This window comes from Paraburkholderia sp. BCC1884 (assembly GCF_900996225.1).
Lineage (GTDB): Bacteria > Pseudomonadota > Gammaproteobacteria > Burkholderiales > Burkholderiaceae > Paraburkholderia.
In genome coordinates this window covers 12,509-38,797 of the sequence record NZ_CAAJGL010000134.1, presented here as the reverse complement: position 1 = coordinate 38,797, position 26,289 = coordinate 12,509, and the positions used below count along the sequence as shown (strand labels likewise).

Genomic DNA, 26,289 nt, shown 5'->3' with positions numbered 1-26,289 from the left:
CCCGTCTGCTGACATTGTCTCGTGGCCGGTCAAACGACCACGTTCACGAGGCGGCCCGGCACCACGACGATCTTCTTCGGTGCCTTGCCTTCGCTGAACTTCGCGACCATCTCGTGAGCGGCCGCAAGCTGTTCGATCGATTCACGCGACGCATCTTTCGCCACCGTGATCGCGCCGCGCACCTTGCCGTTCACCTGCAGCACGAGCTCGATCTCGGCCTGTTCCAGCGCCTGCTCGTCGACCTTCGGCCAGGCAGCATCGAGGAGCGAGCCGGATTCGACGGCGTAACCGAGTTCTTCCCACAACTGGAACGTCAGATGCGGCACCACCGGGTACAGCACGCGCAGCATCACGCTGTACGTTTCGCGCAGCACGGCCGGCTGCGCGCCCTTCGCGCTGTCGAGCGCGTTGAGCATCTTCATCGCCGCCGACACCACCGTGTTGTACTGCAGACGCTGATAGTCGAAGTCAGCCTGCTTCAGCACGCTGTAGATTTCGCGGCGCAGCACCTTGTCGGCCTCGCCGAATTGCGCAGCGTCGAGCTTGCCTGTCGAGCGCAACGCGGCTTCGTTCGCCTGGCTGAAATTCCACACGCGACGCAGGAAGCGGCTCGCGCCTTCCACGCCCGAACCGGACCATTCGAGCGACTGCTCGGGCGGTGCGGCGAACATCACGAACAGACGCGCCGTGTCCGCGCCGTGCTGATCGATCAGCAATTGCGGGTCGACGCCGTTGTTCTTCGACTTCGACATTTTCTCGACGCCGCCGAGCACCACCGGCTGGCCGTCGGTATTCAGGATCGCGCCGACCGGACGGCCCTTGTCGTCGAACGACACGGTGACGTCGGACGGGTTGTACCAGGTCTTCTTGCCTGCATCGCTTTCGCGGTAGTACGTCTCGTTGAGCACCATGCCCTGCGTGAGCAGGTTCTTGGCCGGCTCGCCGAAATTCACGAGGCCCAGATCACGCATCACCTTGGCCCAGAAACGCGAGTACAAGAGGTGAAGAATCGCGTGCTCGATCCCGCCGATGTACTGATCCATCGGCGCCCAGTAGTCGGTGCGCTCGTCGACCATGGTCTTCGCATCCGGCGACGCGTAGCGGTAGAAGTACCACGACGAATCGACGAAAGTGTCCATCGTGTCGGTTTCGCGCTTTGCCGCGCCGCCGCAGGTCGGGCAGGCACAGTTCACGAACGCTTCGGACTTGGCGAGCGGATTGCCCGTGCCGTCCGGCACGAGGTCTTCCGGCAGCACCACCGGCAGATCTTTTTCCGGCACCGGCACGTCGCCGCAAGTCGGGCAGTGGATGATCGGAATCGGCGTGCCCCAGTAACGCTGACGCGACACGCCCCAGTCACGCAGGCGCCACGTGATCTGCTTGTCGCCGAGGCCGAGTTCTTTCAGGTCGGCGGCGATCTGATCGACCGCCTGTTCGTAGCCGAGGCCATCGTACTTGCCGCTGTTGATCAGCGTGCCGGTCTTCTCGCCGTACCATTCTTGCCAGGCTTCAGTCGAGAATTCCTTGCCTTCGACCGCCACCACCTGCTTGATCGGCAAGCCGTATTTCTTCACGAACGCGAAGTCACGCTCGTCGTGCGCCGGCACGCCCATCACGGCGCCTTCGCCGTAGCTCATCAGCACGTAGTTGCCGATCCACACTTCGACCTGCTCCTGCGTCAACGGATGCGTGACGGTGAAGCCGGTGCCCATGCCCTTCTTTTCCATCGTCGCGACATCGGCTTCAGCGACGCCGCCGCGCTTGCATTCTTCGATGAAGGCCTGCAGTTCCGGCTTGTCTTGCGCGAGACGCGTGGCGAGCGGATGCTCGGCGGCGATTGCGCAGAAGGTCACGCCCATGATCGTGTCGGCGCGCGTGGTGAACACGCGCAGCAGCTTCTGCTCGCCGTCGATTTCGTACGGGAAACCGAAGTTCACGCCGAAGCTCTTGCCGATCCAGTTCTGCTGCATGATCTTGACGCGCTCGGGCCAGCCGAGGCCTTCGAGGTCGTTCAGCAGTTCATCGGCGTACTGCGTGATGCGCATGTAGTACATCGGGATTTCGCGCTTTTCGACCAGCGCGCCCGAGCGCCAGCCACGGCCGTCGATCACCTGCTCGTTGGCGAGCACGGTCTGATCGATCGGGTCCCAGTTGACGGTGCCGGTTTTCTTGTACGCGATGCCCTTTTCGAGCATCTTCAGGAACAGCCACTGGTTCCACTTGTAGTAGTCCGGGCTGCAGGTCGCGATTTCGCGCGACCAGTCGATCGCGAGGCCCATCGACTGCATCTGCTTCTTCATGTAAGCGATGTTGTCGTAGGTCCACTTCGCGGGCGGCACGTTGTTGGCCATCGCGGCGTTTTCCGCCGGCATGCCGAACGCGTCCCAACCCATCGGCATCAGCACGTTGTAGCCGTTCATCCGCAGATAGCGGTACATCACGTCGTTGATCGTGTAGTTGCGCACGTGGCCCATGTGCAGCTTGCCCGACGGGTACGGCAGCATCGAGACGCAATAGAACTTGGGCTTGTCGGTGGTTTCCGTCGACTTGTACGCGTCGCTGGCGCGCCATTGCCCTTGCGCGGCGGATTCGACGTCGGAGGGAACGTATTTTTCGTGCATGGTGTGATGGGATCGCTGGGTTCGGTGCTTTCGCACCTGCCGCCTGGTGCTCTGCTGGATGAAATGGCTTCGTTTCCCCTTCTGCGGGGGAAAGGGCTGATTATACCGTCCGCGGACGGGGGTGGCGCCGCCTAGGACGGTGGCGAGGTCGATCGGGTGGCGATACGGCGGCAGGGGCGTTGCCGGGTCGCTGTTTCGGTGTCGCTGCGTCTCGTCCAAAGCCGATGTGGCCAAAGGAGGGGTCTAAGCGGTCTGTCGAGCCCTACTCTTTGGGCTGACGGGGCGTGGAAGCTATTGCGGTGGCAGAAATCCGTTTTTGATATATCCAATGTGGCTCTTAAGCCCTTCCACACTTGGCCCTCCCGTTTATCGAGATACTTTCAGAATCCTCCGATGTGCTCCTAAAGGGGCGATCCATAGACTTGTTTCTGTCGCGCTGAGTGTTGCTGAACACACTCACTTTGAAGGGCGGTTGCAAAGTGCACCCCCCGCCATTTTTCGTCGCAGACGGCGCACTGCACAGAAATTTCGCTATCAGGATCAAATCATGAACAAGTCGTTTAAAAGCATTTGGAATGCAGTTTCTGAAACCTATGTGGCCGCGCCGGAAGTGGCGAGGGGGAGGAAGAGTAAGAGCAGCAAAGCGCTCGTGGTCGCAATATTGGTGGCGGGGGCTGGCAACGTAATGGAAGCGAGGGCAGGCGCCCTTGATGGCGGTAGCGTTAGCGACTCTACTGCAGTTGCAATTGGGGCGAATAGTTTCGCTTCAGGTACTGGCTCGCAAGTGCAGACCGCAGGGGGGGCGAACGGCGTCGCGGTTGGCGCAAACAGTACATCATCCGGAGGCGGATCGATTGCGATCGGCGACGGTGCAAATGCAAACTTCACCAATATCGCGATAGGCGCTGGGGCAAACGCGTCTGGCGCTCCGCGACGAGCCGTCGCGTTAGGTATGGGGGCGAGCGTGGCGGCCTACGATAGCTTGGCACTCGGCACCTCGGCGAGCGCGGTTGGCGGCTCCAGTGTGGCGCTCGGCGCATATTCAGTCGCAGACCGTGGGAACGCAGTATCAGTTGGTAGTTCGACGTTGCAGCGGCAGATTGTAAATGTGGCGGCGGGCACGCAGGACACGGACGCGGTGAACGTCAAGCAGTTGAAGAATGCTGGCTTGACGACGGATACGTCGGGCAACGTGACGAACGCGTTCGTGGCGTATGACAGCACGACCAAAGACAAGGTAACGCTGGCAGGCGGCGCAGCAGGCACGACCATCACGAACGTGAAGGCGGGTACGCTGTCGGCATCGAGCATGGACGCAGTCAACGGATCGCAGCTGTTCACAACCAACGCCAACGTGACAACGGCCCAAGGCACGGCGGACGCAGCGAAGACGGCCGCATCGACGGCGCAGACGACGGCGGACGCGGCAGCGGTGGCAGCCGGCAACGCGGTGCAGTTCAGCGCGGCGCAAGGCGGCAACGCGGACGTGAAGGGCAAGAAGCTGGTGAACGTGGCAGCAGGCACGGCCAACACGGATGCAGTGAACGTGGCACAGCTGAAGGCAGCGGGCCTGAGCACCGACACTTCTGGCAACGTGACGAACGCCTTTGTCGCCTACGACAGCACGACCAAAGACAAGGTAACGCTGGCAGGCGGCGCAGCAGGCACGACCATCACGAACGTGAAGGCGGGCTCGGTGAACGCAACAAGCACCGACGCCGTCAACGGCTCCCAACTCTCCGCCACAAACGACCGCATCCTCGCAGGCGAATCCGCCATCACCAGCCTCGACACGCGCCTCACGCAAAGCGCATCCGACATTTCGAACCTGAACACCAACGTCAACCATCTGGACGGTCGCGTCGCTACCGTGGAAACCAGCGTCACCAACCTGACCCAACAGTTGAACTCCGGCGACGTCGGCCTCGTCCAGCAAGACGCTGCGACCGCCAACATCACCGTGGCCCAAAGGCTCGGCGGCGCAACCGTCGACTTCACCGGCACGGCCGGCGCTCGCGTTCTCACCGGTGTCGCAGCTGGCGCCGTCGGCGCATCCAGCAAGGACGCGCTCAATGGCTCGCAACTCTACGGCGTAAGCGCTTCGGTTGCCGACGCGATCGGTGGCGGTTCGAGCGTCAACGCTGACGGCTCGATTTCCGCGCCGAGCTACCTGATCGACGGTCAGACCGTGCACAACACCGGCGACGCGATCGCCAGCCTCTCGACGCAGATCAGCAACATCAGCACGCAGGTCAGCACTGGGGGCCTCGGACTGGTTCAGCAGAATGCGTCCAACGGTTTCATTACGGTCGGGGCAGGCGCCGCAGGTCAACTGGTGGACTTCAGCGGCACGCAGGGCCCACGCGTCCTGACGGGCGTCGCCAACGGTGCAGTGAACGGTTCGAGCGTAGACGCGATCAACGGCAGCCAGCTGTTCGCCATGCAAGACAACCTGCAACAGCAAATTGCCAGCATCAACACCCAGATGACCACCATCGACGGCCGGGTCGCGAACATCGAAGTCAGCGGCGCCAGCAACGGCACCGCGTCGGGTGATAACAGCACCGCGTCGGGCACGAATTCGATCGCTTCAGGCGATAGCAGCACCGCGACCGGCGCAAACTCCATGGCTTCCGGCACGGATAGCACCGCAAGCGGCTCGAATTCGACCGCCTCGGGCAACAACAGCACCGCCAACGGCACAAACTCAATGGCCTCAGGAGACAACAGCACGGCAGCGGGCGCAAACTCGTCCGCCTCAGGCAGCAACAGCACCGCAACCGGCGCCGATTCGCTCGCATCGGGCAACAACAGCTCGGCAATGGGTCATCACGCCAAGGCAACGGGCGACAACTCGGTTGCGATCGGTGCGAATTCGATGGCCGAGCGTGACAACTCGGTATCGATGGGCTCCTCGGGCCAGGAGCGCCAGATCACCAACGTCGCCGCCGGCACGCAAGCAACCGATGCAGTCAACCTCGGCCAGATGAACGACGCGTTGACGAGCGCGGTCGGCAACCTTCCGGCCGGCATGTCGGCCAAGGCCTATACCGATCAGCAGATCAACACGGTCCAGCATTCGGTCAACGAAGTCGCGAAGAACGCCTACGCCGGCGTTGCAGCAGCCATGGCGATGCCAAACATGACGCCGTCAGCTCCCGGCAAAACGGTGGTGGCCGCCGGCGCGGGTTCGTACAAGAGCGGCGCGGCGTTGGGTGTCGGTGCAACCTACCGCTCGCGTAACAGCAAGTGGCTGGTCAATGGTGCGGTCTCGACGACTTCGACGGGCGACATGGGTGTCCGTGCACAAGTCGGCTACGAGTTCTGATCGACGAAGGCGGCGGAGCTCGCCAGGAGTTTCGCTGGTTTTGTTGTGATAACGCGAGATGAGGTGCGAGCGCGACGGGCTGGAGACATCTCGCCGCGCTTTTTTTCCGTCAGGCAGACACAGCGGGCAAACGGCTAAGGCGTCGTCCGCGCAGCCCCCGAAGCGCCTTGCTGCGGCTGGTCCGTCACGAACCCCAAGCGCTCGACGCCCGCCTGCTGCGCGGCGCTCATCACCTGTGCGATCACGTCGTAGCGCGTGTCGCGCGCCGCCCGCAAATGGATTTCCGCCTGATCCGACTCCTTACCCGCCTGCGCAAGTCGCGCGCGCAATTGGTCGAACGTGACCGCGTCGTTGTTCCAGTAAAGCTTGCCGGCCGCATCGATGGAAAGAGCGACGGTTTGCGGCGTCTGGCGCGCTGGCGCCGACGCCACTTTCGGCAAATCGAGCCGGATCGCGTGGCTGAACAAAGGTGCGGTGATGATGAAAATCACCAGCAGCACCAGCATCACGTCGATCAATGGCGTCATGTTGATCTCGGCCATCGGTGCGGCCGCCTGCTTTTTCTCGAGTCCGCCGAATGCCATGTCGCCTCCGTCTCTCCGTCTGCCGGCCCGCGCGATGCGCGTTTAGTGGGTCGAAGCCTGCTGGTGCCGCGCGGCAGCCTGCGGCTGATCCGCCGGTGCGCACACATAAGCGTGCAGATCGTGCGCAAAACCGTCGAGTTCTTCCGATAGCTGCCGCACGAGTCGGCCGAGCACGTTGTACGCGAGCACCGCTGGAATCGCGACCACGAGGCCAAAGGCGGTCATGATGAGCGCCTCGCCGACCGGCCCCGCGACGTTCTCGATCTGCGCCTGCCCGCTCGCGGCAATGCTGCCGAGCGCGTGATAAATGCCCCAAACGGTACCGAGCAAGCCGACGAACGGCGCCGTACTGCCCACCGACGCCAGCAGCACCTGGCCGAATTCGAGCCGTCGCTGCGACGCGTTCAGCGCTTGCCGCAGCGCGCGCAAAACCCGCTCACTACGCTCGACGCGCGCCAGCAACGCGCCCGGAATCTCGACTTCGGCAGCGTGCAGCGCCGCTTCGGCGAGCGGCAGAAAGACGCGCTCGCGATCGACGCGCCGCAAAGTCGCGACGCCTTCGGACAACGTCGGCGCCTGCCAGAACTGCGTGAGCGCGCGCGCGGCCTGCCGCTTCGCGCGCGTCAGCATCCAGCTTTTGACGATCAGAAAGCACCAGCTCGCAATCGACATGGCCAGCAGCACATAGGCGACGCCGTGCGTGATCGCGTCACTGGTTTCCAGGTAATGGATGATGCCGCTGCCGCCTGCCATCTGACCTCGCCGCGAGTAATGGTTTCAGGGGCGCTAACTAGGGCGTGCCGCCGCAGCTAGCGCTCGAGACTGGCTCAACGCAGGCCGAGCACGTCCTGCATGTCGAAGAAACCGGTTGGGTGGCCTTCGAGGAAACGCACAGCACGAAGCGCGCCTTGCGCATACGACAGACGGCTCGCCGATTTGTGCGTGATTTCGATACGCTCGCCGATCCCCGCGAACATCACCGTGTGATCGCCGACGATGTCGCCACCGCGAATCGCCGAAAACCCGATCGTGGACGGATCACGCTCGCCGGTGACGCCTTCGCGGCTATAGACCGCGCAGTCGTCGAGATTGCGGCCGAGCGCGTGAGCGATCACCTCGCCCATCGTCAATGCCGTGCCGGACGGCGCATCGACCTTGTGACGGTGATGCGCCTCGATGATTTCGATGTCGTAGCCGTTCGCGAAATGCCTGGCCGCGTACTCCAGCAGCTTCAGCGTGACATTCACGCCGACGCTCATGTTCGACGAGAACATGATAGCGACCTTGTCCGCCGCGGCGCGCAGCAGCGCCTTCTGTTCGTTGTCGAAGCCGGTCGTGCCGATCACCATTTTCACGTTGTGACGCTGCGCCGCTTCCAGATGCATCAGCGTGCCCTCGGGGCGCGTGAAGTCGATCAGATAGTCGGATTCGGCGAACACACGTTCGACGTCGTCGGTAAGCAGGACGCCCGTCTGTTTGCCGAGAAACGCGCCGGCATCCTGACCGAGTTGCGGGGAGCCCGCACGGTCGAGCGCGCCGGACAGCGTGGCGTCAGCATCGTTAAGGACGGTTTCGATGAGCATGCGGCCCATACGGCCCGATGCGCCAGCAATGGCAATTTTCATGGCTACGAGGGTTCGAGAAGGCACAACCCGGCTGAAGCGGGTAAAAGCGGCGGCGGGCAGCACACCCGTGCGCCGCACATGACGGAAAAGCGGAGAATCCGACGCGCGCCGCGCAAGGCTGGCAAGCCCGCGCGACGACACGTCTTAATACACGGACAGCGCGATTAGCCGCCCGTTCCCGAAGTCGACGAGGACGACGACGAAGTCAGCGGCGCGTTATGCGTCGGGCCGCCGTTGCTGCTCTGCGGACCCGTCGGGCCGACCGGATTGCTGTTGTCCGTATTCGGATTTTGCGGCGGCGGCGGACGATGGAACTGGAACTGCGGCTGCCCCGCCGAGGTCGGGCCTTGCGAGGGAATGCCACCGCCATTGGCGGTCGGCGCCGACGGCACGCTCGGCCGCGAACCGGTGGACGAAGGCACCGCATTGGTCGCGCGGTTGGCGGCTTGCGCCGCTTCTGCGTTGGCGTCCGTCGACGGCACGGCGGCCGCGCTTGCGGCTGCGGGTGCTGCGGCGGCCTGCGTGGCCGATGCGGCAGCAGCCGGCGCGCTCGCAGCACTCGCGCTGCTCGCCGACAGCAACGCCGCGGCCTTCTTCTTGCCCAGCTTGTCGCCGTCGATTTCTGCCAGCAACTCCAGGTTGGACGGCAAGTCGGCACCGCCCGTCCAGCTCGCGACAAGGTCGCCCGTGAACATCACCACGAAATCGCGCTGCTGCACGACGCTAGTCGAGCCGCGCTTGAAATAGAACACGTAGTCCCAGCGGTCCGCATGGAACATGTCGGTCAGAAGCGGTGTGCCCAGCAACTGCTTCACTTGCGCCCGCGTCATGCCGACCTGCATTTGCGCAGCGGCCTCCGCTGAGACGAAATTGCCTTGCACCACCGTAATCCGGTACGGCGTGATGCTTTGGGCAACGCGCTGTGTCAGGCTGTCGTAAGTGGAACATCCGGCAAGAACCGCGACAGTCGCAACAGCGATCAAGGTACCCCGCATGCGGCTCCCCCGGTAGATCAATTGAGATTTTGAAATCATTTCACTCACCGTGCGGGCCCGTTGACGAGCCGCGCGAGTTTCATTCCATCGAAGATGACCAGAACGGCAAAAACACATTACTATGAGAGCCCAGCATTGTACTCTAGGGATCCCTTGTCATGACCAATCCAACCGATCTCAAGAATATCGGGCTCAAGGCGACCCTTCCGCGCCTCAAAATCCTTGAGATTTTCCAGCACAGCCCGGTGCGTCACCTGACGGCCGAAGATGTGTACCGCAACCTGTTGCACGAAGAACTCGATATCGGCCTGGCAACCGTGTATCGCGTGCTGACGCAGTTCGAGCAGGCCGGCCTGCTGTCGCGCAGCAACTTCGAGTCGGGTAAAGCGGTGTTCGAACTGAACGAAGGGTCGCACCACGACCACCTCGTGTGCCTCGATTGCGGGCTCGTCGAAGAATTTTTCGACTCGGAAATCGAAAGCCGTCAGCAGTCCATTGCGAAGGAACGCGGCTTCAAGCTGCAGGAACACGCGCTCGCGCTGTACGGTGCCTGCATCAAGGAAAATTGCCCGCATCGCAAGCATTGACGCGATGTCTGGCCGCGCCGGGGTGCGCGGCCAGGTAGGCAGGAAAAGGCCCGGCCGATGCGAATCGACCGGGCCTTTTGGCGTTTGCGGCGAGGTTGCGGGGAGGATGCCGCGCGGTTGCCATGCTGTTGCGGCGAGGTTGCCGCGCTTCTGCCTCGCGCCTACTCCGTCAGTTCGGCCAGCGGTTCGACAGCAAGCCGCCAGGCTTCGGTCAATGGCAATTCATCGCAATTGGGTTGCGCGCCGCCGCGGTCCACCACGATGAAATCGCACACCTGATCGAGCGCCAGCAGCGGATGATGCCAGACGCCCTTCGCATAGTTCACCCCTTGCCACGTCTCGGTCCAGAAGGCGCGCATGGCCGCCGGGTCGAAGTCGCCGGCCGGCGCGACCACCACCAGATAACGGCACGCGGTTAAGGGAATGAAAGCCTGACTGCCGAGCGGATGCCGCTCCATCAGCGCGAGTTCGACCGGCCATGCACGCGGTTGCGCACGAAACAGGTTGATCAACGGACGGCCACTCTGCTCCGCCACATCGACCGTCGCGAGGTCGTGAAAGCGCTCGGTCGTGCCGCCGTTGATCGGGAAATGGCGCGCACCGTCGAGCTCGATCACGTCGCCGAACGGCGCGAACGCCGCTCGCGTCAGACGTTCTATCTGCAATGTCTTCACCGACGCCACTCCGTCAGGCGAGTTCGCCCCACAAACGCAGGCGCGACACGCCGCCGTCGGGAAAGATATTGAAACGCACATGCGTCACCGGGCCGAGCGATGCGACGCCGTCCGTGAACGCGTGCACGTGATCCATTTGCAGTTTCTGCTCGTCGAGCAGCAGCGGCCAGAACATCGCCTGCGTGACGAGCGAATCGTCCGTGCCACCCGTCACCGAGGCGGCTTGCAGCGAGCAGCGGTCGGGGAAATTGCCCTTGAAGTGCGCCGTGTCCACTTCGATTTTGCGGATCACGCCCGGCCGCGCGAGCGCGACGATCGCCCAGTCGTTGCCCGGTTCACGGCGGCGGCGCGTTTCCCAGCCGTCGCCCATGTCGACGCCGCGGTCTGGCATCAGCATCTGCGAGGCGGGTCCGAAATGCTGGTTGTTCGCGGCAACCAGATACGCACCGTTTTCAATAGCGGCGAGATCGAGCAGCGTGCCGCGCTCGACGCGCTCCCAGTCGCGTTTCGGCTGGCCGTACACACGCAGGCGCGCGAGACCGCCGTCGGGGAACAGGTTCACGCGCAGGTGCGTGAAGGCGCGCGCGTCGTTCACGCCGACGTAGTGATGCTGGTTGCCCTGCAGCGTGGTGGCCGGCACCAGCGTTTGCCAGTCGGCGTTGTCGGGCGGTACGTCGCCGTCCACGTAACAGGCATCGATCGATGCCGCCGGCGGAAAATTGCCGGTGAAATGACTCGTATCCAGATCGACGCCGTACACGACGCCTGGCCGCGCCAGCCGGATCACGCAAGAGTCGTGGCCGGTGGTGCGCTTGCGACGGGTTTCCCAACCGTCCATCCACTTACCGTGGTCGTCGTATTTGCCGGGGATGAACACCGCCGGTTGCGGTTCCAGCATGCGTTCCTTCGGCGCGAAGAATTCGTCGCTGGCATAGAGCGCTTTTGCGCCCAGACGCGGATCGGCGAGATTCATGTAACGACGCGTGAAAACGGGAGCGTTTGGGTCGACGATCGGATTGGCCATAGTCTCGGTCAGGCAGCGAAGAGGTTGAAGGGCCGGCGGTTCATGCGATCCGCCGGCACAGGGAACGCGCGCCGTTGGCGCGCAATCATGGGGCGCCGGTTCGACGGGCGCGGGTCGGTCAGTAGCGCTCGGTCTGGCGCGAAGCGCGCCGAGACCATCGCCGTGAATCGCCGTTTATCAAACAGCCGGGGCATGGCTCCCAGCAGCCGGTTCCCTATTCGAGTCCTCGCCGGCCGGCACGAAACGCAGCGCCGCATCGCGATTCAGCACGCGATGCGCACGCGCCCGGTCGATATCGTTTTCCCACACGGCGACCACCACCGTCGCCACGCAATTGCCGATCAGGTTAGTCAACGCGCGCGCAATGCCGACGAACCAGTCGACCGGCAGGATCAGCACGAGGCCAAGCACGGGAATCGCCGGAATCGCGGACAGGGTGGCGGCCAGAATCACGATCGCCGAGCCTGGAATGCCGTGCGCGCCCTTCGACGTCACCAGCGACACCAGCACCACCACGATCAGGTCATGCAGCGACAGCGGCGTATTGGTGGCCTGCGCGATGAAAATCACCGCAAGCGTGAGATAGATCGAAAAGCCATCGAGATTGAAGGAGTAACCGGTCGGAATGACGAGGCCGACGGTCGAATCCTTCACGCCCATCCATTCGAGCTTGCGCATGATCTGCGGCAGCACGGCATCGGACGAAGCGGTGCCGAGCACGATCGACAGTTCCTCGCGCAGATAGCGAATCAGCTTGAAGATGCTGAAGCCGGCAAGCCGCATGACGACGCCCAGCACGACCACCACGAACACGATGCAGCTCGCGTAGAACACGAGTACCAGCATGCCGAGTTGCTTGAGCGACTCGACGCCGTACGTGCCGGTGGTGAACGCGATCGCGCCGAGCACGCCGAGCGGCGCCAACTTGATGATGAAACCCATCACACGAAAAAACACTTGCGACAGTTCGTCGATCAAACTGCTTACGCGCTCGGCCTTCTTGCCGAGCAAGGACAGCGCCGAGCCGAACAACACCGAGAACACAAGGATTTGCAGGATGTCGCCGGTCGCGAACGCGTTGATCGCCGTGTCGGGGATGATCTTCAGCAGAAAGCCCGCCGTGTCCTTCAGGCTCTTGGCGTTTTCGGTATATGTCGCGAGCGAGGCGGGATCGAGCGAATGCAGGTCGATGTTCATGCCGACGCCCGGCCGCGTGGCGTATGCCAGCACAGCGCCGATCACGAGCGCGATGGTCGTCATCGCCTCGAAATAGACCACCGCCTTCAAACCGACGCGTCCCACTTTGCGCAGATCGCCGGCGTGCGCCATGCCGCTCACCACGACACAGAACACAATCGGGCCGATCACCATTTTGATCAGCTTGAGAAAGCCGTCGCCGAGCGGGCGCAGCGATTGGGCGAAATGCGGAAATATCGCGCCGATCACGATGCCCGCCACCAACGCTATGACGACCCGGCCAAACAGCGAATTGAAAAATTTCAACACGGCTTCCTCCTGGTTTCTAAAAACATCTGTTCAGACTGGTCCGACCAGTGCTGTTATGGAGAATAGTAGGAAGCCGATATACTGACGTCAAGGATTCATAGAACAGTGTTTACCCGTTGTTTTTCCCGCTGTTTCAGATCGGATCAATGGCGGTAAATAGCAAGCTGCACGACAGTTCGGACCGCGTATTAGAATGCTGGTCAGACCGGACCTTCAAGTGAGCCACAATGAAAAACGTCCCGCATACCGTGACCGACGCCGCCATCGCGATCATCCGCGAGCGGATCGAGGCGGGCGTCTATCCGGTGGGTAGCCTGTTGCCGGCGCAGCGTCAGCTCTCGGAAGAACTGTCTATCAGCCGCGCGTCGTTGCGCGAGGCACTCTCCACGCTGGAAGCGCTCGGTCTACTGCTGATTCGCCCCGGCAAAGGCGTTTATGTGGAAAGTGCGCAAGCGGCAAGCGCGCAACCGTGGCGCTTCGCGGAGCAATCGTCGCTGCCCGACACGTATCAGATGCGCTTCGCGCTGGAAGGCTTTATCGCGCGCATGGCGGCGTTGGCGGTGAGCGATTCCGACCTCGCCTGGTTCGAAGAGAACATCACGGCTATGCAAACGGCGCTCGCCTGCGACGAACTCGACGAAGCCGCTCGCCTCGACTACGACTTCCACATGCGGATCGTGAGCATTGCCGGCAACGCGGCAATCGAGTCGATCCTGAGCAGCAGCGCGGAGGTCATGAAGGAAAGTCAGCGCATGCCGTTTTACCGGCGCGAGTTGGTGCTGTCCACGTACACGGAGCATCGCGCGATCCTGGACGCCCTGAAGGCACGCGACTCATCGGCAGCTGGCAAGGCGATCGAGACGCACATCTCCAACGCCGCGCAGCGCGCCGGCGTTTATTTCCCGACGCCGCAAGCATAAAAAAGCCGCTCCGAAGAGCGGCTTTTTTGCCTTTGCCCCCGCCACCGGCTCGAAGCCGGCGTTGCGAGGCAAGACACGAAGCGCAATACCTTACTTCGCGTTGGCCAATGCCACGGCCGTGTCCAGCATGCGGTTCGAGAAGCCCCACTCGTTGTCGTACCAGCTCGACACCTTCACCAGACGGCCCGACACCTTGGTCAGCGTCGAGTCGAACGTCGACGAAGCCGGGTTGTGGTTGAAGTCGATCGACACCAGCGGTGCCTCGTTGTAACCGAGGATGCCCTTCAGCGAGCCTTCCGACGCTTCCTTCATGATCGCGTTGACTTCTTCGACCGTCGTGTCGCGCGCGGCGATGAACGACAGGTCGACCACCGACACGTTGATCGTCGGGACGCGAATCGCGTAGCCGTCCAGCTTGCCGTTCAGTTCCGGCAGCACCAGGCCGACCGCCGACGCAGCGCCGGTCTTGGTCGGGATCTGGCTGTGCGTCGCCGAGCGCGCGCGGCGCAGGTCTTCGTGGTACACGTCCGTCAGAACCTGGTCGTTCGTGTACGCGTGGATCGTCGTCATCAGGCCGTTCACGAGGCCGATCTTGTCGTTCAGCGGCTTGACGAGCGGTGCCAGGCAGTTGGTCGTGCACGATGCGTTCGAGATCACCGTGTCCGATGCCTTCAGCACGTGATGGTTCACGCCGTAGACGATCGTCGCGTCGACATCCTTACCGCCCGGCGCCGAGATGATGACCTTCTTCGCGCCACCCTTGATGTGCGCGCTCGCCTTTTCCTTGGTCGTGAAAAAGCCCGTGCATTCCAGCACGACGTCGACGTTCAGCTCGCCCCACGGCAGTTCAGCCGGGTTGCGGTTCGCGAGCACGCGAATCTTGTCGCCGTTGACGACCAGGTAGTCGCCATCTACCGACACTTCGCCCGGGAACTTGCCGTGCGCGGTGTCGTACTGCGTCAGGTGAGCATTGGTCTTGGCATCGCCGAGATCGTTGATGGCGACGATTTCGATATCGTGCTTCTTGCCGTTTTCATAGAAGGCGCGCAGCGTGTTGCGGCCGATCCGGCCGTAGCCGTTGATTGCGACGCGAATCGTCATGGTCTATCTCCTGATGGCTAAAAAAATACGTCTCTATCCGTCTGACTGACGACGTTGCCGTGCGTTCGCACGCGGACCGGCAACGCCTGACCAGGATCAGCCGAGTGCGGCTTTGGCCGTCTCTACCACGTGCTCGACGGTGAAGCCGAAATGCTTGAACAACACGCCAGCCGGGGCCGATTCGCCAAACGTGTCGATCCCGACCACGCCGCCTTCCAGACCCACGTACTTGCGCCAGAAATCCGTCACGCCCGCTTCGATCGCAACGCGGCGCACGCCCTGCGGCAACACGCGCTCGCGGTACTCGGCGTCCTGCTTGTCGAACACCGTGGTGGACGGCATCGACACGACGCGGGCGCCAATGCCTTCGCGTGCCAGCGGCTCGACTGCGTTGAGCGCCAGTTCGACTTCCGAACCCGTGGCGATCAGGATGATCTTGCGCGCGGGGATCTCGTCGTTCCAGTCGCGCAGCACGTAACCGCCCTTCGCGATGTTGGCGATCTGCGCGTCCGTGCGCTCCGAGAACAGCAGGTTCTGACGGCTGAAGATCAGGACCGACGGACCGTGATGCTCGACCGCGTGGGTCCAGGACACCGCCGTTTCCACCGTATCGGCCGGGCGCCACACTTGCAGATTCGGGATCAGACGCAGGCTCGATACCTGTTCGATCGACTGATGGGTCGGACCGTCTTCGCCGAGACCGATCGAGTCGTGCGTGAACACGAAGATCGACGGTGCGTGCATCAGCGCGGCGACGCGCAGCGCGTTGCGGCTGTAGTCCGAGAACGTCAGGAACGTGCCGCCGAAGGCCTTGAAGCCGCCATGCAGCGCGACGCCGTTGATCGCGGCGCTCATGCCGAATTCGCGCACGCCGTAGTTGACGTAGTTGCCGGCGGCCTTGCCTTCAGCGTTCACCCGCACGGGCTTGGCGGCCTTCCAGTTGGTCAGGTTCGAACCGGTCAGGTCGGCGGAGCCGCCGAGCAGTTCCGGCAGCACGGTCGACAAACCTTCGATAGCCTGTTGCGAAGCCTTACGCGTCGCGATGGTTTCCGCGCGTTCGTTCGCGCCGGCGATGATCGCCTGCGCCTTCTCTGCCCAGTCGGCCGGCAATTGCTTGGCCATGCGGCGCGTGAACTCGGCGGCTTCCGTCGGGTACTTGGCCTGGTAGGCGGCGAACGACTTGTCCCAATCCGATTCGATGCGCGCGCCCGCTTCCTTCGCGTCCCACGCTGCATAGACTTCCTGCGGAATGACGAACGGCTCCCACTTCCAGCCGATCGCTTCGCGCGTTGCCGCGATTTCCTTGTCGCCGAGCGGCGCGCCGTGCGAATCGTGGCTGCCGGCCTTGGTCGGCGCGCCTTCGCCGATCACGGTCTTGCAGCAGATCAGCGTCGGCTTGTCGGACAGCTTGGCTTGCTTGATCGCCGCATCGACTGCGTCGACGTCGTGGCCGACCACGTTCGGGACCACGTTCCAGCCATAGGCTTCGAAGCGCTTGGGCGTATCGTCGTGGAACCAGTTGACCACTTCGCCGTCGATCGAGATGCCGTTGTCGTCGTAGAACGCGATCAGCTTGTTCAGCTTCAGCACGCCGGCGAGCGAGCAGGCTTCGTGCGAGATGCCTTCCATCAGGCAACCGTCGCCGACGAACACGTACGTGTGGTGGTCGACGATCGATGCGTCAGGCTTGTTGAATTCGGTCGCGAGCAGCGACTCGGCGAGCGCCATGCCGACCGCGTTTGCCAGACCCTGGCCGAGCGGCCCGGTGGTTGTTTCGACGCCCGGCGTGATGCCGTATTCCGGGTGACCCGGCGTCTTCGAATGCATCTGGCGGAAGTTCTTCAGCTCTTCGATCGGCAGATCGTAGCCGGTGAGATGCAGCAGCGAGTACAGCAGCATCGAGCCGTGACCGTTCGACAGCACAAAACGGTCGCGATCGAACCATTGCGGATTCTTCGGGTTGTGGCGCAGATGACGCGACCACAAAGCCACGCCGATTTCGGCCATGCCCATCGGCATGCCGGGGTGGCCGGAATTTGCTTTTTGAACGGCGTCCATGGCCAGCGCACGGATTGCGTTGGCCATCAGGGAGGTGGGTGCGGGAGACGGGGTCGTCATGTCGAGTCCGAAGACAGAGTCAGAAAGCGGAGTGCGCTTGAGTCCCGGATGCTCGGCGGCCACTTGCCCCGGCGCACGATGCGGCGCCAGCAGACGCGAAACGGGCAGAGCAAACGGACAAGGCTGAAAGCGTGACATTCTAGCAGACGTTGATGGCGGGGCCGGTTCGGAAAGGCGCGTCGTCCTGCGACGCGAGCGGGCCGCCGGACCGCGCCGCGCTTCGGCCTTTACAATTGAGCAACCTGAACCACCACGCTCCAGCCGGAGCCCGCCTGTCGTGAGTGCACCGCTGTTGTTCCACCCGAGCCTCGACGCCGTCTACGGATTTCCGCAGGCGCAGCGGCTCGCGCTCGTCGATTCGCCTTATCAGCGGATCGAGGTCTGGGACACGCCGCAGCTCGGCCGCCTCTTCACGCTCGACGGACGCCCGATGACGTCCACCGGCGACGAGTTCATCTATCACGAATGCATGGTGCATCCGGCCGCGCTGACGCATCCGTCGCCGCGAGCGGCACTGGTGCTGGGCGGCGGGGACGGCGGCGCCGCGCGGCAATTGCTCAAACATCCCGACATTGCGCGGATCGTGGTGGCGGAACTCGATGAACAGGTCGTCCGGCTGACGCGCGAGCATTTGCCCGAGGTCCACGGCGGTGCTTTAGACGACCCGCGCGTCGAACTCGTCATCGGTGACGCCGCGCATTACGTGGCAGCGGCCGCGCCAGGGCAGTTCGATCTGGTGGTATTCGACCTCACGCCGCCCGACTCGCCCGCCGCGAGTTTTTACACGCCGTCCTTCTACGCCCAGCTCAAACGCGTGATGAGTCCGCTCGCCGCACTCTCCGTGCATCTCGGCTCGCCCCATTTCCACGCGCAACGCGTCGCCGGCCTGCTCGACGACTTGCGCGAGGCGTTCGCCATCGTCCGCACGATCAGTGCGTTCGTGCCGCTGTACGGCTCGCTCTGGATGATGGCGACCGCCAGCGACACGCTCGACCCCGCTGCGCTTTCTGAAACCACGCTCGCCGAGCGCCTGGCCGCGCGTCGAATCCATTCGCTGAAACACTACGATCCGGCGATGCACGCCGCACTGCTCTCGGCATCCCCGTCAGTGCGCGATAAACTAAGTCAATTCTTAAAGCTATCCCGCTAACGCGTGGGCACAATGCACGGTTCGGTCGGACCGCGCTATCGGCATATCGATAGACGACCGTCCGGCTGGACTCGCAGCACGCATCCTGCCCACCTCAAAGATCCGGAGAATCCCATGACCGCCTCCCGCCCAGCCGGTGTGCCCTGGTTGACCCCTTATCTGACGGTGCGCGACGCCCGTGCCACGAGCGCGTTCTTCGAAGCGGCTTTCGGCTTCGCGGTGCGCGACAGTGTCCAGGACGACGGTGTCGTCATGCATGTCGAGATGATCTATCAGGGCCAGTTGATCGTGATGTTCGCGCCGGAAGGCGCGTTCGGCTCGGCGGCGAAAACACCGAAAAGCGCGGGCGCGATTGCGCCTCAATCGTTCTATGTCTATGTCGACGATGTCGACGCGGTTTATACCCGGGCGCTCGCCGCCGGGGCAAAATCGCTGAGCGAGCCACAAGATCAGTTCTGGGGCGACCGGTTCGCCCAGGTCGAAGATCTGGACGGCTACCGTTGGGCGCTCGCTCGCCACCTTTCCTGAACCAATGAGTATTTTTCTGATGCCTCGCTTCTTCGTCGGTACGCCGCTCCAACCCGACGACATCATGCAGCTTCCCGATGACGTCGTACGCCACATTCTCGTGCTGCGTCTGCAGCCGGGCGATTCGATCGTGCTGTTCAATGGCGAAGGCGGCGAATACAGCGCCGAACTCGTCGAAGTCGAACGCCGTTCGGCGCAAGTCAAAATCCGCGAATTCCGTGACATCGAAGTCGAAGCGCCGTATCAGCTCACGCTTGCGCAAGGCATTGCGGGCGGCGACAAGATGGACTGGCTGATCGAAAAGGCCGTCGAACTCGGCGCGTCCTGCTTCGTGCCGCTGACCACTACGCGCAGCGTCGTGCGACTGAGCGGCGAGCGAGCGCTACGGCGGCATGCGCATTGGCAGGGGATTGTTCGGGCATCGTGCGAACAGTGCGGGCGTAATCGCTTGCCCGAAGTCATGCCGGTGCGCGAAATCGCCACCTGGCTCGGCGCCCTCCCGCGCGCGCCGGAAGAAGGCGAGTTGCGGATTTTGCTGTCGCCGCGCGCGAGCATCAGCTTTTCGGCCCTGCCGGCCAATCCGCCGCAAGGCCGCGTGACGGTGCTGGTCGGCCCGGAAGGTGGCTTTTCCGCCGCCGAAGAAGCCGCGGCGACCGATCACGGTTTCACCGCAGTCGGCCTCGGGCCGCGTGTCTTGCGCACCGAAACTGCGGGCATCGCGGTGCTGTCGGCGCTGGCTGCTCGCTGGGGCGCCTGGTAAAGCAGGCATCGGCTGCCAAATCGGTCATCCAAAGAAAAAGCCCGCCGATCGGCGGGCTTTTTCATGCTGCAGCAAGCGCTGCATTGGGCAAACGGATCAGGCGAACGAGTAAAACACCCGGAACGCGACCTTGCGCTCGGCCCAGAACTCGGCGGCTTCGCGGAACACGTCGAGCAGCGTTTCGCGCCCTTCCTTATCGAATTTCTGCGCGACCGGCAATTGTTCCAGCACGATCACGAAACCGGGCTGCGCGCCAGCTTTATGAACCAGATCGGTCAGACAATCGTAAAGCGCGTCGTAATTTTTGCCGAAATGCTTCGGAAACAGGAACGAGGTGGCGATCGTCTCGAGCACTTCCTGCTTGGACTGAGCGTTCGCACAGTACGCATACAGAAAATGCTGGCCGAGTTGGTTGGCTTCGTCAGCTAGATCCTGCACGCGAAACGCGCGGATCGACTGTACGATGTTCGGTCGTACGGTCTTGAAAAGACTCATGGGCTCCTCGTTCGATGAAACCACAGTGCCTGCTTCGCTCTGGTTCTCGCGGCCCTGATCGCCGGCGCGCATCTGCATGACGCGTTGGAACAAATTGCCGTCGCCGGCCGCGAAAAGATCCGTCGCGACTCCGGAGTCGTGCGCGTAGACGTTGTCGCTCATGCCGTTCATCCCGATGTCATTCAACAATACGATTAAAACTGGTGTAGTGGTCGTCCGAGTAATAACAATTGTCGGTTCGCTGTAGCGGACCACCGCAGACGATGCGACGCGCCCCGCGATTACGTGAGCGAGGCGTGGGAACGGTGTATTCGTGGTAGTAGCCGCGCCGATGCGGCGGCAGCAACCGTTCGCGATTGCCGAATACGACGCCGTCCTTCTCATACGGGTAAGGCCCGCCGGCGGCAATCAAGTTCAATGTATTGACCGCTTCGCGTGGCAACGTCGGCAACGCGATCGTGCCCTGCACCGGCACGTCTACCGTGGAGTCGCGCGCAAACGCGCCAGGCACGGAGCCGGAGACTGCGCACAGCGTCAAAGCACCGATCAGCACGCCTTTCAAGCGCAGCCACTTGCGTGCCATGTATCAGGGTTCCCCGCTGTTAGATCACGAGTTTGACGACCATGAAAGTCGTAAGGGTATCGCTATTAGCGTTGAGAATCAACGTTCTCCGGGCGTCCCCAGCCCTCCGATCGGACCGAAAAGGGCCCCAGCAGCGGCTTTGACGACTTTTGACAGAATATATCGCTTAGTCGAGCTAAAATTATCCCAATCAAGCTTACGAAAGACCAAACAAGCGCACGGGCGTGAGGTCGCTGAAGTCTTGAAAGTAGAGTGCGTGCCGATGCAATCTTTAGGGTGGCAATCCCCTGTCCACCCGCAGGCGTGCCCGTTGCGGGCACGCCTTTTTTTTCGCCCGGCGCACGCTCGATGCGCCGCCGCACGTCACCCGAAGCGGGCTTTAGCGGGCGGCGATCACGTCCGCCACCAGCAGGGCGGTCATGTTGACGATCCGGCGCACCGTCGCCGACGCAGTCAGCACGTGCACCGGCTGAGCTGCGCCAAGCAGCATCGGGCCGATCGCGATGTTGTTGCCCGCAGCGGTCTTCAGCAGGTTGTACGAGATGTTGGCCGCGTCGATGTTCGGCAGGACCAGCAGGTTCGCATCGCCTTCGAGCGTCGAGTCGGGCAGCACTTCGCGGCGCAGATTCGCGTCGAGTGCGACGTCGCCGTGCATTTCGCCGTCGACTTGCAGATCCGGCGCGCGCTGACGCAGCAGTTCCAGCGTGTCGCGCATCTTCTGCGCCGTCGGCGCGTTGCTCGAACCGAAGTTCGAGTGCGACAGCAAGGCGACCTTCGGCTCGATGCCGAAACGGCGCACTTCTTCCGCCGCCATGATCGTAATTTCGGCCAGCTGCTCCGGCGTCGGATCGACGTTCACGTGCGTGTCGACCAGGAAAATCTGGCGATTCGGCAACACGAGGCCATTCATCGCCGCGTAGACGTTGCAGCCTGCCTTCTTGCCGATCACCTGATCGATGAAGTGCAGGTGGCGATGCGTGGTGCTGACCGTGCCGCAGATCATGCCGTCGGCTTCGCCCTTCTTCACCAGCATCGCGCCGATCAGCGTGGTGCGGCGGCGCATCTCCAGCTTCGCCATTTGCGGCGTGATGCCCTTGCGGGACATCATCTTGTAGTATTCCTGCCAGAAATCGCGGTAGCGCTCGTCGTGGTCGGTGTTCACGACCGTGTAGTCCTGCCCCGAGACCAGACGCAGACCGTAACGCGCAATGCGCTGTTCGATCACGGCCGGACGGCCGATCAGGATCGGCTTGGCCAGCTTTTCGTCGACGATGATCTGCATCGCGCGCAGCACGCGCTCTTCTTCGCCTTCCGCGAACACGATGCGCTTCTTTTCCGGCTCGATGCTACGCGCCACCTGGAAGATCGGCTTCATGGTCGTGCCGCTGTGATACACGAACTGCTGCAGATGCTGTTCGTACGCGTCCATGTCTTCGATCGGACGCTCGGCGACGCCCGAATCCATCGCGGCCTTCGCCACGGCCGGCGCGACCTTGACGATCAAACGCGGGTCGAACGGCTTCGGAATCAGGTATTCCGGACCGAACGACAGATCCTGAATGCCATACGCCGTAGCGACGATGTCGCTCTGTTCCTGGCGCGCCAGTTCGGCGATCGCGTTGACCGCCGCGATTTCCATTTCCCGCGTGACCGTCGTCGCGCCCGCATCCAGCGCGCCGCGGAACAGGAACGGGAACACCAGCACGTTGTTCACCTGGTTCGGATAGTCGGTGCGGCCCGTGCACAACACGGCGTCCGGACGCACTTCCAGCGCCAGTTCCGGCAGGATTTCCGGCGTCGGATTGGCAAGCGCGAGAATCAGCGGCTTGTCGGCCATCTGCTTGACCATGTCCTGCTTGAGCACCCCGCCAGCCGACAGACCCAGGAAAATATCCGCACCACCGATCGCTTCAGCGAGCGTGCGAGCATCGGTTTCACGCGCGAAGCGCTCCTTGTCCGGGTCCATCAGTTCGACGCGGCCTTTGTAGACCACGCCGGCCAGATCGGTCACGGTGATGTTTTCAAGCGGCAGGCCGATGTCGACCAGCAGGTCCAGACAGGCCAGCGCCGCAGCGCCCGCCCCCGACGACACCAGCTTGACGTTCTTGATGTCCTTGCCGACCACTTTCAGACCATTGGTGATCGCCGCTGCGACGACGATGGCCGTGCCGTGCTGGTCGTCGTGGAACACCGGAATCTTCATGCGCTTGCGGCATTCGCGTTCGACGATGAAGCAATCCGGCGCCTTGATGTCTTCCAGGTTGATGCCGCCAAAAGTCGGTTCGAGCGCGCAGATCACCTCGACCAGCTTGTGCGGATCGGACTCGTTCAACTCGATATCGAACACGTCGATGCCGGCGAACTTCTTGAACAGGACGGCCTTGCCTTCCATGACCGGCTTCGAGGCGAGCGGCCCGATGTTGCCCAGACCCAGCACCGCGGTGCCGTTCGTGACCACGCCCACCAGGTTGCTGCGAGCGGTGAAACGCGCGGCGTTGAGCGGGTTTTCGACGATTTCCTCACACGCGAACGCAACGCCAGGCGAGTACGCCAACGCGAGGTCGCGCTGGTTGATCATCTGCTTGGTGGGAGCGATCGCGATTTTCCCCGGGGTGGGGAACTCGTGATAATCGAGGGCGGCTTCGCGGAGTTTGCTATTGACGGGAGTCGACATAAGGCGGGCTTCGAAGTGCGGATTAGAATAGATGTTCGACGGCATTGTAGCCCCAATTGCTGACCTTATTCCTTCAATACGGGTACAACTGCCGCGACTGAAACAGAGTGAAAGGCTGACGGGACGTGCTTCGGCGCGTACGCGGCCCGAAACCGGATCATTGGCGGATCGAGGAAAGTGCCGCCGGCAACTTTGTACAATGCGCGCCGTTAGCCGCAGTTCGCGGCACTTATCCGCTGACCCATCGCCACCATGCTCTCCGAGTTCTCGCTGATCGACCGCTTCTTTGCCCGCCGCGCGTCGGCGCAATCCTCCGATGCCGCAAACGGCGCGCTCGGCATCGGTGACGATTGCGCATTGCTCGCGCCGCGAGCGGGCGAAATGCTGGCGATATCGACGGATATGCTGGTAGAAGGCCGCCACTTCTTCGCGGATGTCGATCCTGAAGCGCTGGGTCATAAGGCGCTCGCGGTCAACCTGTCGGACCTCGCTGCAATGGGCGCCCAGCCGCAGGCATTCACGCTGGCCTTCTCCCTGCCCAAAGCCGACGAAGCCTGGCTTGCCGCCTTCAGCAACGGACTTTTCGCGCTGGCCGAGCGCCATGGATGCGAGCTGATCGGCGGCGATACGACGGGCGGCCCGTTGAATCTGTGCATTACGGTATTCGGCAGCGTGCCGCCGCGCGCGGCGTTGCGGCGCGACGCCGCCCAGCCAGGCGACGATATCTGGATTTCCGGCACGCTCGGCGATGCACGCGCGGGCCTTGGCCTCCAGCGCGCCGAGTGGTCGGCCGATGCCGCCGACACTGCGACGTTTCGCCGCGCCCTCGAACGGCCGGAACCGCGTGTAGCGCTCGGACTCGCGCTGCGCGGCATCGCCCACGCGGCGCTCGATCTGTCGGACGGCCTCGCCGGCGACCTGCTGCACATTCTCGAGCGCTCGACGATGCAAGCCACTGTCGATATCGACGCGATTCCACGTTCCGCCGCGTTACGCCGTCTGTCGCCCGACATTCAGCAACGCTGCACGCTGGCCGGCGGCGACGACTACGAGCTCTGCTTCACAGCGCCCGCCACGGCCCGCGCCGCCGTCGAAAAAGCCGGTCGCGAGGTGAATGTACCGGTCACCCGCATCGGTACAATAAGCGCACTTCAAACGGCGGCCGACCGCCCGGCGATCGGCTGGCGCGACGCCGCCGGCGCGCCGCTCATCCTGACGTTGCAAGGCTTCGACCACTTCCATGCAGACTGATCCTCCGCTCGGCCCGGCCGACGATCTCATCCGCGGCGAGCCGCCCCTGGCGCCACAAGCCCCCGATCCGCGCCCACCACGCTCCCAGCCGCGCCGCGCAACCGCGCGTTTCATGCTGTCGCATCCGCTGCACATTCTGTCGCTGGGTTTCGGCAGCGGCTTGTCGCCGGTTGCGCCCGGCACCATGGGCACGCTGTTCGCGTGGGCGTCGTTCGCGGTGCTGAGCCGGTATCTGACCGTGATCGAATGGGGCTTGCTGATCGCCGTGGGCTTTGTCGGCGGCATTGCGATTTGCGGCTTTACCGCGAAGAAACTCGGCACCGACGATCCCTCGCCGGTCGTGTGGGACGAAATCGTCGCATTCTGGCTCGTGCTGGTGATGGTCACGCCGGTCACGCTGACCGGCCAGTTTTGGGCGTTCATCGTGTTCCGCTTCTTCGACATGGTGAAACCGCCGCCCATCGGTTATTTCGACCGCCGTCTGAAAGGTGGCTTTGGCATCATGTTCGATGACCTGGTCGCCGCGTTTTTCACGCTGCTCGTCATTGCGCTCTGGCGCATGTCGGTTTAATCGCTGCCCGGTGGCCGCCGCGCCGCCGGGACTTCCCTGCCGGCCACCGTTTTCCGGATTGACGCCATGCCTACCGATACCGTGGTTCATCAGCTCGCGATTCGCGTGAGCAACCGCCTGCGCGACGAACGTCTGATGCTCGTCACCGCCGAGTCCTGCACGGGCGGCATGGTGGCCACCGCGATCACCGATATCTCCGGCAGCAGCGGCTGGTTCGAACGCGGCTTCGTCACGTATTCGAATCAGGCAAAGAGCGAGATGATCGGCGTGCCGGCCGATCTGATCGAGAAGCACGGCGCGGTCAGCGAACAGGTGGCGCGTGCGATGGCCGAAGGCGCGCTGCGCAACAGCCGCGCGCAGGTGTCGCTGTCGATCACCGGCGTCGCCGGTCCGGGCGGCGGCACCGAAACGAAACCGGTCGGCATGGTGTCGTTCGGCTGGAGCAACCGGTTGCATACGTCGGTCGAAACGAAGGTATTCAAGGGCGATCGCGAGAAAATCCGCGCGCAGGCGGCGGCGCACGCGTTGCGCGGCGTGCTCGCCCTGCTCGATGAGCGTGAACACTGATTTCCATTCGAGGGCCGCACGCCGATGCCTGATTCGCTCGTTACTTCAACATCAAGCGGAACCGCGACCGCAGCCCGGGACGAACTGATCCGCCGCTTCGATCTGAAGCCGCATCCCGAAGGCGGATTTTTCAACGAGACGTACCGGTCGGAACAGCGTGTCACGCGCGCCGATGGCTTAGCGCAAACGCGTTCGGCATCGACGGCGATCTATTACCTGCTGTGCGATGGCGCGCATTCGGCATGGCACCGAATCCAGTCCGACGAGGTCTGGCATTTTTACGCAGGCGAACCGCTGAACGTGCATGTGCTCGACGAAAGCGGGACGCTGATCACGCACAAGCTGGGCAATGCGCTGACGCATCCCGACGCGGTCTTTCAAGCGGTAGTGCCGGCGGGTTGGTGGTTTGCAGCGGAGTGCGCCGATCCGGCGACGTTTGCGCTGGTAGGCTGCACCGTCGCACCGGGCTTCGAATTCAGCGAGTTTGAATTAGCGGATGTCGGTGCGCTGGAGGCGCAACATCCGCTGCATGCGGCGTTCATCACGCGGTTGGGCCCTGCTGGCTAGCCTGGCTCTGGGCCCTGCCGGCTAACCTGGCTGCGGCTCGACAGGCCCGCTCCGGCCGCT

General features: G+C 63.1%; 23 protein-coding genes and 1 pseudogene. 11 read left to right on the top strand and 13 right to left on the bottom strand.

Annotation, left to right across the window (positions count from 1 at the left end):
* Positions 1-29: 29 nt before the first annotated feature.
* The gene (leuS, locus tag FQ705_RS29505) at positions 30-2,621 is read right to left on the bottom strand and encodes a leucine--tRNA ligase (RefSeq protein ID WP_144147743.1); all 2,592 of its coding nucleotides are present in this window, start codon (positions 2,619-2,621) and stop codon (positions 30-32) included.
* Positions 2,622-2,949: 328 nt separating this feature from the next.
* On the opposite strand from leuS, the pseudogene FQ705_RS35030 reads away from it, so the two are divergent.
* Together FQ705_RS35030 and FQ705_RS29500 are read left to right on the top strand one after the other, a co-directional pair.
* Positions 2,950-3,285: pseudogene (locus FQ705_RS35030) on the top strand (ESPR domain-containing protein); the annotation flags it as partial.
* A 300-nt stretch (positions 3,286-3,585) separates the two neighbouring features.
* The gene (locus FQ705_RS29500; RefSeq protein ID WP_409934752.1) at positions 3,586-5,949 is read left to right on the top strand and encodes a YadA family autotransporter adhesin; all 2,364 of its coding nucleotides are present in this window, start codon (positions 3,586-3,588) and stop codon (positions 5,947-5,949) included.
* Positions 5,950-6,083: 134 nt separating this feature from the next.
* Here FQ705_RS29500 and FQ705_RS29495 read toward each other — a convergent pair whose 3' ends face one another.
* The 4 genes from FQ705_RS29495 to FQ705_RS29480 form a co-directional block, all read right to left on the bottom strand.
* Positions 6,084-6,533: an ExbD/TolR family protein gene (locus FQ705_RS29495; RefSeq protein ID WP_144147737.1), complete on the bottom strand. Its 450-nt coding sequence runs from the start codon at positions 6,531-6,533 to the stop codon at positions 6,084-6,086.
* A 42-nt stretch (positions 6,534-6,575) separates the two neighbouring features.
* Positions 6,576-7,286, bottom strand: coding sequence for a MotA/TolQ/ExbB proton channel family protein (locus FQ705_RS29490; RefSeq protein ID WP_144147734.1), 711 nt, complete (start codon positions 7,284-7,286; stop codon positions 6,576-6,578).
* Between the two features lie 74 nt (positions 7,287-7,360).
* Complete coding sequence (gene dapB / locus FQ705_RS29485; RefSeq protein WP_144147732.1) at positions 7,361-8,158, bottom strand: 4-hydroxy-tetrahydrodipicolinate reductase; 798 nt, start codon at positions 8,156-8,158, stop codon at positions 7,361-7,363.
* Between the two features lie 164 nt (positions 8,159-8,322).
* Positions 8,323-9,153 (bottom strand): outer membrane protein assembly factor BamE, encoded by an 831-nt coding sequence (locus FQ705_RS29480; RefSeq protein ID WP_144148316.1) that lies wholly within the window; start codon positions 9,151-9,153, stop codon positions 8,323-8,325.
* A gap of 158 nt (positions 9,154-9,311) precedes the next feature.
* On the opposite strand from FQ705_RS29480, the gene fur reads away from it, so the two are divergent.
* Positions 9,312-9,740: a ferric iron uptake transcriptional regulator gene (fur, locus tag FQ705_RS29475; RefSeq protein WP_095418232.1), complete on the top strand. Its 429-nt coding sequence runs from the start codon at positions 9,312-9,314 to the stop codon at positions 9,738-9,740.
* A 161-nt stretch (positions 9,741-9,901) separates the two neighbouring features.
* Here the strand turns inward: fur and FQ705_RS29470 are convergent, their stop codons facing one another.
* The 3 genes from FQ705_RS29470 to FQ705_RS29460 form a co-directional block, all read right to left on the bottom strand.
* A complete protein-coding gene (locus FQ705_RS29470) occupies positions 9,902-10,414 on the bottom strand; it encodes an ureidoglycolate lyase (RefSeq protein WP_144147727.1) in 513 nt (170 codons plus the stop codon).
* A 13-nt stretch (positions 10,415-10,427) separates the two neighbouring features.
* A complete protein-coding gene (gene alc / locus FQ705_RS29465) occupies positions 10,428-11,438 on the bottom strand; it encodes an allantoicase (RefSeq protein WP_144147724.1) in 1,011 nt (336 codons plus the stop codon).
* A gap of 177 nt (positions 11,439-11,615) precedes the next feature.
* Positions 11,616-12,944 carry a C4-dicarboxylate transporter DctA gene (locus tag FQ705_RS29460; RefSeq protein WP_144147721.1) on the bottom strand — a complete coding sequence of 443 codons (1,329 nt, stop codon included), beginning with the start codon at positions 12,942-12,944 and terminating at the stop codon, positions 11,616-11,618.
* Between the two features lie 227 nt (positions 12,945-13,171).
* Between FQ705_RS29460 and FQ705_RS29455 the strand changes: the two genes are divergently transcribed.
* Positions 13,172-13,864, top strand: coding sequence for a FadR/GntR family transcriptional regulator (locus tag FQ705_RS29455; protein ID WP_144147718.1), 693 nt, complete (start codon positions 13,172-13,174; stop codon positions 13,862-13,864).
* A 90-nt stretch (positions 13,865-13,954) separates the two neighbouring features.
* Here FQ705_RS29455 and gap read toward each other — a convergent pair whose 3' ends face one another.
* The gene (gene gap / locus FQ705_RS29450) at positions 13,955-14,965 is read right to left on the bottom strand and encodes a type I glyceraldehyde-3-phosphate dehydrogenase (protein WP_144147715.1); all 1,011 of its coding nucleotides are present in this window, start codon (positions 14,963-14,965) and stop codon (positions 13,955-13,957) included.
* A 96-nt stretch (positions 14,966-15,061) separates the two neighbouring features.
* A complete protein-coding gene (gene tkt / locus FQ705_RS29445; RefSeq protein WP_144147712.1) occupies positions 15,062-17,083 on the bottom strand; it encodes a transketolase in 2,022 nt (673 codons plus the stop codon).
* 277 nt (positions 17,084-17,360) lie between these two features.
* Between tkt and speE the strand changes: the two genes are divergently transcribed.
* The 3 genes from speE to FQ705_RS29430 all read left to right on the top strand — a co-directional run bounded on the left by speE (position 17,361) and on the right by FQ705_RS29430 (position 19,521).
* Positions 17,361-18,233: a polyamine aminopropyltransferase gene (gene speE, locus FQ705_RS29440; protein WP_144147709.1), complete on the top strand. Its 873-nt coding sequence runs from the start codon at positions 17,361-17,363 to the stop codon at positions 18,231-18,233.
* Between the two features lie 114 nt (positions 18,234-18,347).
* Complete coding sequence (locus FQ705_RS29435; protein WP_144147706.1) at positions 18,348-18,761, top strand: VOC family protein; 414 nt, start codon at positions 18,348-18,350, stop codon at positions 18,759-18,761.
* Positions 18,762-18,780: 19 nt separating this feature from the next.
* Complete coding sequence (locus FQ705_RS29430; RefSeq protein WP_144147703.1) at positions 18,781-19,521, top strand: 16S rRNA (uracil(1498)-N(3))-methyltransferase; 741 nt, start codon at positions 18,781-18,783, stop codon at positions 19,519-19,521.
* Positions 19,522-19,617: 96 nt separating this feature from the next.
* Here FQ705_RS29430 and FQ705_RS29425 read toward each other — a convergent pair whose 3' ends face one another.
* The 3 genes from FQ705_RS29425 to FQ705_RS29415 form a co-directional block, all read right to left on the bottom strand.
* Complete coding sequence (locus tag FQ705_RS29425) at positions 19,618-20,178, bottom strand: barstar family protein (protein ID WP_144147700.1); 561 nt, start codon at positions 20,176-20,178, stop codon at positions 19,618-19,620.
* A 16-nt stretch (positions 20,179-20,194) separates the two neighbouring features.
* Positions 20,195-20,599 (bottom strand): ribonuclease, encoded by a 405-nt coding sequence (locus FQ705_RS29420; RefSeq protein ID WP_144147697.1) that lies wholly within the window; start codon positions 20,597-20,599, stop codon positions 20,195-20,197.
* A gap of 379 nt (positions 20,600-20,978) precedes the next feature.
* Positions 20,979-23,318, bottom strand: a complete 2,340-nt coding sequence (locus tag FQ705_RS29415) for an NADP-dependent malic enzyme (RefSeq protein ID WP_144147694.1) — start codon at positions 23,316-23,318, stop codon at positions 20,979-20,981.
* A gap of 207 nt (positions 23,319-23,525) precedes the next feature.
* Between FQ705_RS29415 and thiL the strand changes: the two genes are divergently transcribed.
* The 4 genes from thiL (at position 23,526) to FQ705_RS29395 (ending at position 26,229) form a co-directional block, all read left to right on the top strand.
* On the top strand, positions 23,526-24,524 hold the full coding sequence (thiL, locus tag FQ705_RS29410; RefSeq protein ID WP_144147691.1) for a thiamine-phosphate kinase: 999 nt from the start codon (positions 23,526-23,528) through the stop codon (positions 24,522-24,524).
* The gene (locus tag FQ705_RS29405) at positions 24,514-25,095 is read left to right on the top strand and encodes a phosphatidylglycerophosphatase A (RefSeq protein WP_186308066.1); all 582 of its coding nucleotides are present in this window, start codon (positions 24,514-24,516) and stop codon (positions 25,093-25,095) included. Before thiL ends, FQ705_RS29405 begins: the two co-directional genes overlap by 11 nt.
* A gap of 66 nt (positions 25,096-25,161) precedes the next feature.
* Entirely contained in the window at positions 25,162-25,662 is a 501-nt protein-coding gene (locus FQ705_RS29400) for a CinA family protein (RefSeq protein ID WP_144147688.1), read from the top strand.
* A gap of 24 nt (positions 25,663-25,686) precedes the next feature.
* On the top strand, positions 25,687-26,229 hold the full coding sequence (locus FQ705_RS29395) for a cupin domain-containing protein (protein ID WP_144147685.1): 543 nt from the start codon (positions 25,687-25,689) through the stop codon (positions 26,227-26,229).
* Positions 26,230-26,289: the final 60 nt, after the last annotated feature.